Origin of the sequence: Streptomyces anulatus (assembly GCF_000721175.1) — a bacterium.
Lineage (GTDB): Bacteria > Actinomycetota > Actinomycetes > Streptomycetales > Streptomycetaceae > Streptomyces > Streptomyces anulatus_C.
In genome coordinates this window covers 162,121-174,315 of record NZ_JOEZ01000016.1, presented here as the reverse complement: position 1 = coordinate 174,315, position 12,195 = coordinate 162,121, and the positions used below count along the sequence as shown (strand labels likewise).

9 protein-coding genes are annotated in these 12,195 nt (G+C 71.3%); 5 read left to right on the top strand and 4 right to left on the bottom strand.

From position 1 onward, the window contains the following. Nucleotides 1–265: 265 nt before the first annotated feature. Together IG90_RS0118900 and IG90_RS0118895 are read left to right on the top strand one after the other, a co-directional pair. Complete coding sequence (locus IG90_RS0118900; protein WP_030585590.1) at nucleotides 266–811, top strand: hypothetical protein; 546 nt, start codon at nucleotides 266–268, stop codon at nucleotides 809–811. Between the two features lie 81 nt (nucleotides 812–892). Then, nucleotides 893–1,525 carry a class F sortase gene (locus tag IG90_RS0118895; protein ID WP_030585587.1) on the top strand — a complete coding sequence of 211 codons (633 nt, stop codon included), beginning with the start codon at nucleotides 893–895 and terminating at the stop codon, nucleotides 1,523–1,525. 30 nt (nucleotides 1,526–1,555) lie between these two features. Here the strand turns inward: IG90_RS0118895 and IG90_RS0118890 are convergent, their stop codons facing one another. Beyond that, the gene (locus IG90_RS0118890) at nucleotides 1,556–2,347 is read right to left on the bottom strand and encodes a TSUP family transporter (RefSeq protein ID WP_030585584.1); all 792 of its coding nucleotides are present in this window, start codon (nucleotides 2,345–2,347) and stop codon (nucleotides 1,556–1,558) included. A 173-nt stretch (nucleotides 2,348–2,520) separates the two neighbouring features. Here IG90_RS0118890 and nirB point away from each other — a divergent pair, with 173 nt between their 5' ends. The 3 genes from nirB to IG90_RS0118875 all read left to right on the top strand — a co-directional run bounded on the left by nirB (nucleotide 2,521) and on the right by IG90_RS0118875 (nucleotide 6,820). Further along, nucleotides 2,521–5,109 carry a nitrite reductase large subunit NirB gene (gene nirB, locus IG90_RS0118885; RefSeq protein WP_030585581.1) on the top strand — a complete coding sequence of 863 codons (2,589 nt, stop codon included), beginning with the start codon at nucleotides 2,521–2,523 and terminating at the stop codon, nucleotides 5,107–5,109. After that, nucleotides 5,109–5,468 carry a nitrite reductase small subunit NirD gene (gene nirD, locus IG90_RS0118880; protein ID WP_030585578.1) on the top strand — a complete coding sequence of 120 codons (360 nt, stop codon included), beginning with the start codon at nucleotides 5,109–5,111 and terminating at the stop codon, nucleotides 5,466–5,468. Before nirB ends, nirD begins: the two co-directional genes overlap by 1 nt. A 185-nt stretch (nucleotides 5,469–5,653) precedes the next feature. Continuing rightward, nucleotides 5,654–6,820 carry an alkaline phosphatase PhoX gene (locus IG90_RS0118875; RefSeq protein ID WP_030585575.1) on the top strand — a complete coding sequence of 389 codons (1,167 nt, stop codon included), beginning with the start codon at nucleotides 5,654–5,656 and terminating at the stop codon, nucleotides 6,818–6,820. A 147-nt stretch (nucleotides 6,821–6,967) separates the two neighbouring features. Here IG90_RS0118875 and IG90_RS0118870 read toward each other — a convergent pair whose 3' ends face one another. The 3 genes from IG90_RS0118870 to ppdK form a co-directional block, all read right to left on the bottom strand. Beyond that, on the bottom strand, nucleotides 6,968–7,378 hold the full coding sequence (locus IG90_RS0118870) for a VOC family protein (protein ID WP_030585573.1): 411 nt from the start codon (nucleotides 7,376–7,378) through the stop codon (nucleotides 6,968–6,970). 143 nt (nucleotides 7,379–7,521) lie between these two features. Next, nucleotides 7,522–8,559 carry an ArsR/SmtB family transcription factor gene (locus IG90_RS0118865; protein WP_030585569.1) on the bottom strand — a complete coding sequence of 346 codons (1,038 nt, stop codon included), beginning with the start codon at nucleotides 8,557–8,559 and terminating at the stop codon, nucleotides 7,522–7,524. Nucleotides 8,560–9,148: 589 nt separating this feature from the next. After that, entirely contained in the window at nucleotides 9,149–11,860 is a 2,712-nt protein-coding gene (ppdK, locus tag IG90_RS0118860; protein WP_030585566.1) for a pyruvate, phosphate dikinase, read from the bottom strand. Nucleotides 11,861–12,195 lie beyond the last annotated feature (335 nt).

Here is a 12,195-nt window from a genome sequence, read left to right as displayed (position 1 = left end):
GCGTATTCCCGGGCCTCGCGAGGTCATTCATGTGACCTACATCACACCTATCGTACACGCTTCACCCGATCGGCACCCGGAGCGGCAGCACGGACCGAACGGCCCAGTCGCACCGTCGCGACCTGCGGTGATCCACTCCGGCAAGGGTGCCGCGCCGGTCCGTACGGGTGAAAGCTGACCTGGCGTCAGAAGGCGTCGCGGGCCGCACCCCCGTTGGCTCGGGGTCAGGACAACCCGCTCGCGCCGTCTGCCCGGAGGATCCCCCATGCGCAGCCCTGCCCGCCTTGTGACCGGCACCGTCGGTGCCGCGTTCACCGTCATCGCGTTCGGTCTCACCGCCGCCGCTCCGTCCGCGTACGCGGGTGACTTCGGCCGTCTGGAGATCACCCCGGCGACCGCGGCCCCCGGCGCCACCGTCACCGTGAACACCACCGCCTGCGGCAAGAAGGGGTCGGGCATCGGTGACGCGAACTCCCTGGACGCCGGGGACTTCGAGGTGCGCCCCGGCACCCGCAAGGAGGTCGTGGTCGGCCAGTTCACCGTGCCGCGCGACGCCCGGCCCGGCGTCTACGAGATCGTCGTCTCCTGCGACAACGGCAAGGACGCGGTCGGCGACCTCAAGGTGATCGGCGGCGGCAAGCACGACAAGCCCATCCACGACCGCCCCTCCGGCCATGTGCGGACCGGGGTCGGCGGCAGCGTCGAACCGGACTCCACGCAGGTCGCCCTCGGCGTCGGCGTGATCGGGCTGGCCGCCGTCGGCGGACTGTGGCTGCTGCGCCGCCGCTCCGAGGGCGCCGAAGGAAGCTGAAACTCCGCTTCCCCCCGACCGGGCGGGGCGCGTCCCCGAGCGCGTCCCGTCCGCCCCGGACCACCGACCGAGGACGACGCCGTGTCCCCAAGCGCGCAGAAGGCCAAGGGCTGGCTGGTGGGCATCGCCGTGCTGTGCGGCATCTGGCTCATCCAGAACGGCCCCGGCGGCCAGCTGATCCCGCCGCAGCCCTCCAGCGCCCAGGCCTTCGCCGCCGGGCCCCGGCTCCAGCCCGGCTCCCCGGTCGCCGAGCCGCTGGACCCCTCCGAGCCGGTCCGCATCCGCATCCCGACCATCGAGGTGGACGCGCCGATGACCCGGCTGGGGCTGGCCGCCGACGGCAGCCTCGACGTACCGCCGGACGAGGACCGCAACCTCGCGGGCTGGTACGGGGGCGGCGTCCCGCCCGGCGCGCAGGGCACCGCGATCGTCGCGGGACACGTGGACAACGCGGAAGGGCCGTCCGTCTTCTACGCCCTGGGGGCCCTGACCAAGGGGACCAGGGTCGAGGTGGACCGCGAGGACGGGCGCACGGCCGTGTTCTCGATCGACGCCATCGAGGTCTACGACAACGACGACTTCCCCGACCAGCGCGTCTACGGCGACTCCCCGCACGCCTCGCTCCGGCTGATCACCTGCGGCGGCGGCTTCTCCGAGGAGACCGGCTACCAGGGCAACGTGGTGGCGTACGCGCACCTCACCGACGTGCGCTGATCCGACGTCCGTCGAGAGGCCCGGCAGCCGCTACGCGCTCCACTGGTCGAAGCCCAGCTTGGCGACCAGCGAGAACACCACCGTCAGCAGCACCGCCCGGACGAAGCCGCTCCCCCGGCTCAGCGCCATCCGGGCCCCGATCATCCCGCCCGCCAGATTGAAGACGGCCATCACGGCCGCGAGCTGCCACAGCACCGTGCCCTGGTACGCGAACATCGCGAGCGCCCCCGCGTTGGTGCACACGTTGACGATCTTCGCGGTGGCCGACGCGGTCACCAGGTCCAGGTGGAGCACGGCGGTCAGGGCCAGCACCAGGAAGGTGCCGGTGCCCGGCCCGAACAGGCCGTCGTAGAAGCCGATCCCGCCGCCGACGAGCACGATCGCCGTGAGGATCCGGGCCCGGGTGGCCGGCCGGTCCGTGCCGTCGCCCGCCGCGGCCGTTCCGAAGGACGGGCGCAGCATCACGAAGGCGGCGACCCCCAGCAGCACGACCATGATCACCGGCCGGAGCGCCTCGCTGCTGATCCCGGCGGCGAAGAACGCCCCGGTCATCGACCCGGCGAGCGCCATCAGGCCGACCCGCACCGCCAGCCCCACCCGTACCGGGGCCTCGCGCAGGAAGGTGACCGCCGCGCCCGAGGTGCCCACGATCGCGACGGCCTTGTTGGTGCCGAGGACGTGGGCCGCCGAAACGTGCGGCAGGCCGAGCAGCAGCGCGGGCAGGAGCAGCAGTCCGCCGCCGCCCACCACCGCGTCGATCCAGCCCGCGGCGGCGGCGGCGAGGCAGAGCAGGATCAGGGTCGTCAGGGATATGTCAGGCACGTACTGACACTAAGGGGCTGTCGTCGAGCTGTTCCTCCCGGCCCCCGGTCCCTCACAAGGCCCCGGCGCGGGCGCTGAGCGCAAGGTTCCGCCCGGGAAACAGGCGGGATGCGGCCGGGTAACACCTCCCGCCCAGGCTCTTGGCATCAGGACAACCGACGGAGGCCACTGAGATGCCGGAGCCCAGCACCCCGAACGCCATGGCGCACACCGCCGTTCCGACGATCGTGGTCGTCGGGCACGGCATGGTCGGCCAGCGGTTCCTGGAGGCCCTCGCCGACCGCGGGCTGACCCCGGCGGCCGGCGCCGCCCGGGTCGTCGTGCTCTGCGAGGAGCCCCGGCCCGCCTACGACCGGGTGCGGCTCACCTCGTACTTCGACGGGCGCAGCCCCGAGGACCTCTCACTGGTGGAGCCGGACTTCATGGACCGGCACGGCATCGAGCTGTACGTCGGCGACCCCGCGGAGAGCGTCGACCGGGCGGGGCGGACGGTGACCGCGCGGTCCGGGGCGGTGTTCCCGTACGACACGCTGGTGCTGGCGACGGGCTCGTACCCCTTCGTGCCGCCGGTGCCGGGGAAGGACGCCCGGGGCTGCTTCGTGTACCGGACCATCGAGGACCTCCTCGCGATCGAGGAGTACGCGAAGGGCGCGGCCACCGGTGCGGTGGTGGGCGGCGGGCTGCTCGGCCTGGAGGCGGCGGGGGCGCTGAAGGGGCTCGGGCTGAGCACCCATGTGGTGGAGTTCGCGCCCCGGCTGATGCCGGTCCAGGTGGACGAGGGCGGGGGCGCGGCGCTGCTGCGGACGATCGAGGATATGGGGCTGACCGTCCACACGGGGGTCGGCACGCAGGAGGTCACCGCCGGGGAGGACGGGGCGGTGAACGGGATGGCGCTGTCGGACGGCTCCTCGCTCGACGTCGATCTGGTGGTCTTCTCGGCGGGCGTGCGGCCCCGCGACCAGCTGGCCCGTCAGTGCGGTCTGGCGGTCGGGGAACGCGGCGGGATCGTCGTGGACGAGGAGTGCCGGACGTCGGACCCGGCGGTGTTCGCCATCGGCGAGTGCGCGCTGGCCGCCGACGGCCGGGTGTACGGGCTGGTCGCACCGGGCTACGAGATGGCCCTGGCGGCGGCCGAGGTGATCGCGGGCGGGCGGTCCGCGTTCACGGGGGCGGACCTGTCGACGAAGCTGAAGCTGCTCGGCGTGGACGTGGCCTCGTTCGGCGACGCGCACGGGGCGGCCGAGGGGTCGCTCGACGTCGTCTACTCCGACGCCCGGTCGGGCGTCTACAAGAAACTGGTGATCGGGTCCGACGGGACCCTGCTGGGCGGGGTGCTGGTCGGGGACGCGGACCAGTACGGCACGCTGCGGCCGATGACGGGCACGGTGCTGCCGGTCGCCCCCGAGCAGCTGGTGCTGCCGGCCGGGGCGGGCGGCCCGGTGGCCCTCGGCCCCTCCGCGCTGCCGGACGAGGCGGTGATCTGCTCCTGCCACAACGTGACCAAGGGCGCGATCTGCGAGCACACCGCTCTGCCCGAGGTGAAGAAGTGCACCAAGGCCGGTACCGGTTGCGGCAGTTGCCTGAAGGTGATCGGCCAGCTGATGCCGCCGCCCGAGGACGCAGGGCTGTGCGGCTGCTTCCCGTACAGCCGCAGCGAGCTGTACGAGATCGTCCGCACCCTGGAGGTCACCTCGTTCGCGGAGCTGCTCGACTCGCACGGCCGCGCGGAGGCGCGGGGCGGCGACGGCTGCGAGGTCTGCAAACCGACGGTCGGCTCGGTCATCGCCTCGCTCGCCCCCACGGTCGGTGCGAGCGGCTATGTGCTGGACGGCGAGCAGGCCGCGCTCCAGGACACCAACGACCACTTCCTGGCCAACCTCCAGCGCAACGGGTCGTATTCGATCGTGCCGCGCATCCCCGGCGGCGAGATCACCCCGGAGAAGCTCATCGTCATCGGCGAGGTGGCCCGCGACTTCGGCCTCTACACGAAGATCACCGGTGGCCAGCGCATCGACCTCTTCGGCGCCCGCGTCGACCAGCTCCCGCTGATCTGGACCCGGCTGGTGGACGCGGGCTTCGAGTCGGGGCACGCGTACGGGAAGTCGCTGCGCACGGTGAAGTCCTGTGTGGGGCAGACCTGGTGCCGCTACGGCGTGCAGGACTCGGTGAGGATGGCGATCGACCTGGAGCTGCGCTACCGGGGCCTGCGCTCCCCGCACAAGCTGAAGTCGGCGGTCTCCGGCTGCGCCCGCGAGTGCGCGGAGGCCCGGGGCAAGGACTTCGGGATCATCGCCACCGCCCAGGGCTGGAACCTGTACGTCGGCGGCAACGGCGGAGCCACCCCGCGCCACGCGGACCTGCTGGCCCAGGACTTGTCGGACGCCGAACTGGTGCGGCTGATCGACCGGTTCCTGATGTTCTACATCCGCACCGCCGACCGGCTGGAGCGCACCTCGGCCTGGCTGGAGCGGATCGACGGCGGCCTGGACCACGTCCGGGACGTGGTGGTCCACGACTCGCTGGGGCTCTGCGAGGAGCTGGAACGGCTGATGGCCGACCATGTCGCCGGATACCGCGACGAGTGGGCCGAGACCATCAACGACCCGGAACGGCTGCGCCGCTTCGTCACCTTCGTCAACGCCCCCGACGCCCCCGACCCCTCGGTGAGGTTCGTTCCGGAACGGGACCAGATCAAACCGGATCTGGAGCTGCTCGCGGGACCCGTGCTCGCCGTCCGCACCCTCGAAGGGACCGCATCCTGATGACCACCGCGACGATCACGACAGCACAGGACACCGGGTCCGTCCGGCTCGCCCACGGGAAGGACTGGCTGACGGTCTGCGAGCGGGGGCTGCTGACCCCCGGGCGGGGCGTGGCGGTGCTGCTGCCGGACGGGGACCAGGCGGCCGTCTTCATGGACCGGGCCGGCCAGGTGTACGCGATCGGCAACCGGGACCCGTTCACCGGGGCGTACGTCCTCTCGCGCGGGCTGCTCGGCTCCGCGGGCGGGCGGCCGTTCGTGGCCTCGCCGCTGCTGAAGCAGCGCTTCGACCTGGCGACGGGCGCGTGCCTGGACGACGAGGAGGCGGCGGTGCCGGTCTTCACCGTAAGGGCGGACTGATCGCCGGGGGTGACCTCGGAGGGCTGACCTCGAAGGGCTGGCCTTGGGGTGCGCGCGGCCTGTGCAATCCCTCCGCCGCCCGTTCACCCTCCCTTGACGCACCGTCAACTCCGCACGCCTACAGTCCTCACGCGCGACCCGCCGGTCCGTCCGGAGCGGCGGGCCCACTCATGCGTGGAGTGATCGTGGAACGTCGGACCTTCTTGCGCACCGCGGTGATCGGCAGCTCGGCGGCGGCCTTCGGCGGCACGCTGTGGCGGGGAGCCGCCTTCGCCGACCCGGCCCAGCCGGCCCCCGGCCCGTACGGCGCCCTCCAATCGGCCAACAGCGACGGCATCCGGCTGCCCAGCGGCTTCACCAGCCGCGTCGTCGCCCGCTCCGGGCAGACCGTGCCCGGCACCTCCTACCGCTGGCACCGCGCGCCCGACGGCGGCGCGACGTACGCCGACGGCTCGGGCTGGATCTACGTCTCCAACGCCGAGGTCTCCCCGAGCAGCGGGGGCGGCGCGAGCGCGGTGAGGTTCGACTCCTCGGGGACGGTGACGTCCGCGTACCGGATCCTGGCCGATACGAACAACAACTGCGCGGGCGGCGCCACCCCGTGGAAGACGTGGCTGTCCTGCGAGGAGGTCACCCGGGGGTACGTCTACGAGACCGACCCGTGGGGCGTGAACGCGGCGGTGCGCCGTCCGGCGATGGGCCGCTTCAAGCACGAGGCCGCCGCCGCCGACCCGGACCACGGGTACGTCTACCTCACCGAGGACGAGAGCGACGGCCGCTTCTACCGGTTCCGGCCCACGACCTGGGGGAATCTGGCGAGCGGCACGCTCCAGGTGCTGGTGGCCGGCACCGGCACCTCGGGACCGGTGACCTGGGCGAACGTGCCGGACCCGGCCGCCTCCTCCACCCAGACCCGGCACCAGGTGTCCGGGGCGAAGGTGTTCAACGGCGGGGAGGGCTGCTTCTACGCGGCGGGCACCTGCTGGTTCACCACCAAGGGCGACAACCGGGTGTGGGCGTACGACGCGAACGCCTCGTCGATCTCGCTCGCCTACGACGACTCGCTGGTGACGGGCGGCTCGGCCCCGCTGACCGGCGTGGACAACGTCACCCGGTCCGGATCCGGGGACCTCTACATCGCGGAGGACGGCGGCAACATGGAGATCTGCCTGATCACGCCGGACGACACGGTGGCCCCGTTCCTGCGGATCACCGGCCAGTCGGGTTCGGAGATCACCGGGCCCGCGTTCTCGCCGGACGGGGGCCGGCTCTACTTCTCCTCGCAGCGCGGGACGAGCGGAAGCTCCTCCGGAGGCATCACGTACGAGGTGAAGGGGCCCTTCCGCAGGTGACGACAGGCTTCGACTGACGGCGATTTTCGGCCACTGATCGCGGCCGGGCCGCCTCCGGGCGGCGGGCCGGGCCGGCGCGGGTCGCCGCGCCGGCCCGGCGTACGGCAAAGATCCCTGGCCCGGCGTACGGCCAGGACAGCCCCGAGGTCAGGCCTGGCCCTCGACTGAGGACGGGTCCATCCACATGACCTCCCAGATGTGGTGGTCGGGGTCCTGGAACGAGCGGCCGTACATGAAGCCCATGTCCTGCGTCCCGCCCGCCGGGAACCCGCCGGAGGCCAGCGCCGCGTCGGCGATCTCGTCGACCTTCTCGCGGCTGTCGGCGCTGAGCGCGAGGATGACCTCGGTCGCCTTCGAGGCGTCGACGACGTCCTTCCCGGTGAACTCCCTGAAGCGCGGCTCCGTCATCAGCATGGCGAAGATCGTGTCGCTGATGACCAGACACGCGGTCCTGTCGTCGCTGAACCGCGGGTTGGTCGTGAAGCCGAGCTTCCCGAAGAAGCCCACCGTGGTCTCCAGATCCTTCACCGGCAGGTTCACGAAGATCATCTGAGCCATGGTCGTTCCCTCTTCCTCTGTCCCGTGGCGCCCGCGGTGGTCCGTCCGGCGCTTTCGATGGGTGGACGGCGGGGCCGCCAGGAAGTCATCGCGGATCGGCGGACGGATTCTCGCGGCCCGCCGGCAGAGGGGACGGCCGCGGCTCAGGGCAGGGCGAGCGGGGCGCCGCCGCGCAGCAGGGAGCCGCCGAGCGGGGTCAGCGTGTGCAGGACCGAGCTGCCGTGGCGCAGCGTCAGGACCAGGCCCGCCTCGCGCAGCACGGAGGCGTGCTGGCTCGCGGAGGCCAGCGACACCCCGGCCCGGCGGGCGAGTTCGCTGGTGGTGCAGCCGTTGCCGATGGACTGGAGGACGGCCGAGCGGGTGTGCCCGACGAGCCGGCCGAGCCAGGGGCCCGGCTCGGCGAATACCGGGGCGCCGGGGTTGGTCACCGGGTAGACGAGCACCGGCGGGAGCGAGGGGTCGCGGTAGACGACCGGGGTGCCCCGGCAGAAGAAGGACGGCTGGAGCAGCAGCCCGCGCCCGTCCAGGTACAGGTCGCGGTCGACCGGGTAGTCCGCCTCCAGCACGGGTGAGCGCCACCGGATCATCGGCGGCAGGGTGGCCAGGAGCCCGTCCGCGCCACCGTCCAGCAGGGCCCGGCCGCGGACGGCACGGTCCGCCTCGACGCTCGCCCTGATGTGCGGCCAGTAGGGCTCGACTGCCGCGTGGTGGTAGCTGCGGAGGGCCCCGATCAGCCGGGCGAGCGGCTCGGCGCGGCCCTCCACGAGGGCGGCGGGCAGCGCCGCGCTCGCTCTCCCCGATCCGGCGGCCCGCTGACCGACCGACCGGTCTGCCCGCTGCCGCACGCGACCGGCGGCCAGCAGTTCCAGCTCCGCGTGGACGCGGTCGGCGGGGGTGTCGCGCAGCGCCTCCATTCCGACGTCGAGCCCGAAAGGCTCGGCGCCTTCCTGGGAGGGCGTCAGGAAATCCGGGAAATAGCCGCGGGGCGGGACGACCGCCGCCAGCAGCTGTGCTTCACCATTCAACCGAGCCCGGGATTCCGTACGCCATTTTCCGAACACCGACGAAGCACGCCGGTCCCGGAGCCGGTGAAAACTGAGAATGGTTTCCCACAACGCGTCCGGCCTCGTGGCCATCCGCACCCGCGAAAGGTCCAGCCTGGACACATGGATACGCAGCACTACTCCCCCACCTGTTGCATCCGCAATTGCCCCCACCGAAGGGTATGCGGGCCGTCACAGGAGGTCACCACGGGGTTTCGGCCAGAAGTGAAAGGTGTCGCCCCGTTCCGCTTCACCCGAAAGGCTGTACGACGTCGGGTACGCATCCGGTGCCCACCGGATGAGCACGTGAAGGCCGTGGGGGGCTTTGTGTGTTCGGCGGCGGTGGGCGACGGTGCGGCTCCGTACCCGACGGGGGTAAGCCGGGTGCGGTCCATGGGTGGGGATCCATGGACCGCACCCCGGTCCCCAGGACGTCACCCGAATTTCTTTGCGCATTAAACGATGCAATGCGCTCTGCGCCACATTCTTCGCGCGGCATTCGATGCGCACTCCTGACGGCTTCCCCGTACCGCCGGTCATTTCCGCGCACGCCACTCCCGTACCGCCGGGCACGTCAGGTCGGCGAAGGACGAAGCGGCGGCACCCCCGCACAGGGTGCCGCCGCTTCTCGGTGGGCCTTTGAGGCCATGGTCGGCGGGCAGGGCTGTTCGTGCAGCCCTGCCCGGTGGGTCAGGGCTGTTCGTGCAGCCCTGACCCGGAGCCCGGGTCAGCGGCTGTCGCTGCCCCGGGACTCGGCTGCGGCCCGGCCGGCCTCGAGACGGGCGACCGGGATGCGGAACGGCGAGCAGGAGACGTAGTCCAGGCCCACCTCGTGGAAGAAGTGCACCGACTCCGGGTCGCCGCCGTGCTCGCCGCAGACGCCGAGCTTGAGGTCCGGGCGGGTGGCCCGGCCCGCCTCGACGGCGCTGCGGACCAGCGCGCCGACGCCGTCCTTGTCGATCGTCTCGAACGGGGAGACCCCGAAGATGCCCTTCTCCAGGTACGCGGTGAAGAACGAGGCCTCCACGTCGTCGCGGGAGAAGCCCCACACCGTCTGGGTCAGGTCGTTCGTGCCGAAGGAGAAGAACTGCGCGGCCTCGGCGATCTGGCCCGCCGTCAGCGCGGCGCGCGGCAGCTCGATCATGGTGCCGATGGTCAGCTTGAGGTCGGTGCCGGTGGCCGCCTGGACCTCGGCGATGACCCGGTCGGCCTCCTCGCGGACGATCTCCAGCTCCTGGACCGTGCCGACGAGCGGGATCATGATCTCGGCGCGCGGGTCGCCCTTGGCGTTCTTGCGCTGGGCGGCGGCCTCCGCGATCGCCCGGACCTGCATGGCGAACAGGCCGGGGATGACGAGGCCCAGGCGCACCCCGCGCAGACCCAGCATCGGGTTCTGCTCGTGCAGCTTGTGCACCGCCTGGAGGAGGCGCAGGTCGTTCTCGTTGGCGTCCTTGCGGGACTCCGCGAGCGCGACCCGGACCGACAGCTCGGTGATGTCGGGGAGGAACTCGTGCAGCGGCGGGTCCAGGAGCCGGACGGTGACGGGAAGTCCGTCCATCGACTCGAACAGCTCGATGAAGTCGGCCTTCTGGAGCGGGAGGAGCGCGGCCAGCGCGCTCTCGCGCTCGTCGTCGGTGTCCGCGAGGATCAGCTTCTCGACCATCTCGCGGCGCTCGCCGAGGAACATGTGCTCGGTGCGGCAGAGGCCGATGCCCTGGGCGCCGAAGCGACGGGCGCGCAGGGCGTCCTCGGCGTTGTCGGCGTTGGCCCGCACGCGCAGCCGGCGCACCCGGTCCGCGTACGCCATGATCCGGTGCACGGCGGCGACCAGTTCGTCGGCGTCGTCGGCGCCCGCGTGCATCCGGCCCTCGAAGTACTCGACGACCGGGGACGGTACGACGGGTACCTCGCCCAGGTAGACCTTGCCGGTGGAGCCGTCGATGGAGACGAGGTCGCCCTCCTCGATCACCCGGCCGCCGACCGTCATCCGGCGTCGCTTGGTGTCGACCTCCAGGTCCTCGGCGCCGCAGACACAGGTCTTGCCCATGCCGCGCGCCACGACCGCCGCGTGCGAGGTCTTGCCGCCGCGCGAGGTCAGGATGCCCTCGGCGGCGATCATGCCTTCGAGGTCGTCGGGGTTGGTCTCGCGGCGGATCAGGATGACCTTCTCGCCGGAGCGGGACCACTTGATCGCGGTGTACGAGTCGAAGACGGCCTTGCCGACGGCGGCGCCCGGCGAGGCGGCGATGCCGCGGCCGAGCAGCTCGGTCTTCGCCTCGTCGTCGAAGCGCGGGAACATCAGCTGGGCGAGCTGGGCGCCGTTGACGCGCTGGAGGGCCTCGGCCTCGTCGATCAGGCCCTGGTCGACGAGCTGGGTGGCGATCCGGAAGGCGGCGCCGGCGGTGCGCTTGCCGACCCGGGTCTGGAGCATCCAGAGCTGGCCGCGCTCGATGGTGAACTCGATGTCGCAGAGATCCTTGTAGTGGTTCTCCAGCGTCTCCATGATCTGCATGAGCTGGTCGTAGGACTTCTTGTCGATCGACTCCAGATCGGCGAGCGGCACCGTGTTGCGGATACCGGCGACGACGTCCTCGCCCTGCGCGTTCTGGAGGTAGTCGCCGTAGACGCCCTGGTGGCCGCTTGCCGGGTCGCGGGTGAAGGCGACGCCCGTACCGGAGTCGGGGCCCAGGTTGCCGAAGACCATCGAGCAGACGTTGACGGCCGTGCCGAGGTCGCCGGGGATGCGCTCCTGGCGGCGGTAGAGCTTGGCGCGGTCGGTGTTCCACGAGTCGAAGACCGCGTTTATGGCGAGGTCCATCTGCTCCCGCGCGTCCTGCGGGAACTCCCGTCCGGCCCGGGTCTCGACGATCTTCTTGAACTGCTTGACGAGCTTCTTGAGGTCGGCCGCGGCGAGGTCGGTGTCGATGCTGACCTTCTTGGCGTGCTTGGCCGCCTCCAGGGCCTCCTCGAAGAGGTCGCCGTCGACGCCGAGGACGGTCTTGCCGAACATCTGGATGAGGCGGCGGTAGGAGTCCCAGGCGAAGCGCTCGTCGCCGGACTGGGTGGCGAGACCGGCCACCGAGGCGTCGGAGAGACCGATGTTCAGGACCGTGTCCATCATGCCGGGCATGGAGAACTTGGCGCCGGAGCGGACGGAGACCAGCAGCGGGTCGTCGGCCTGGCCGAGCTGCTTGCCCATGCGCTCTTCCAGCGCCTTGAGGTGCGCACTCACCTCCTCGCGCAGCGCGGTCGGCGCGTCGCCGCTCTCCAGGTAGACCTTGCAGGCCTCGGTGGTGATCGTGAAGCCCGGAGGGACGGGCAACCCGAGGTTGGTCATCTCGGCGAGGTTCGCGCCCTTGCCGCCCAGAAGATCCTTCAGATCCTTGTTGCCCTCGGTGAAGTCGTAGACGAACTTCTGGGGATCTTTGTTTTCCGACACGGGTCTCGACTCCTCGAGGACGCGGTGGCTGCCCTGACGGCGAGGAACATACCCAGATCGAAGGTGTATGGGTACGTCCACTTGGTCGTCGTGCGGCCGCAACCACCCGTCCGCCAGCAGATCGAAAGGGCCGTCCGACCGAAGCACCTGAACCCTTACCTTCACCTCCTGAAGGCAACATGGCCGAAACTTGACCTTAAGTGCTCACCTGAGCGTTTCGCTTGCCAAGTGAGTCCACTTCTCGAAACCAGAAGGGTGGCACTGAGTGCCACGTCTTCCAGAAGTGCAGTCATCTCCATTTCGCTCATCTGAGCGCAACCCTGATCAAGGGTGGC

What these genes read in the sequence shown, in the direction of transcription:
- IG90_RS0118900 (WP_030585590.1), top strand. Translation starts at nt 266, where the DNA reads ATGCGCAGCCCTGCCCGCCTTGTGACCGGCACCGTCGGTGCCGCGTTC.
- nirB (WP_030585581.1), top strand. Translation starts at nt 2,521, where the DNA reads ATGCCGGAGCCCAGCACCCCGAACGCCATGGCGCACACCGCCGTTCCG.
- IG90_RS0118870 (WP_030585573.1), bottom strand. Translation starts at nt 7,378, where the DNA reads ATGGCTCAGATGATCTTCGTGAACCTGCCGGTGAAGGATCTGGAGACC.
- nirD (WP_030585578.1), top strand. Translation starts at nt 5,109, where the DNA reads ATGACCACCGCGACGATCACGACAGCACAGGACACCGGGTCCGTCCGG.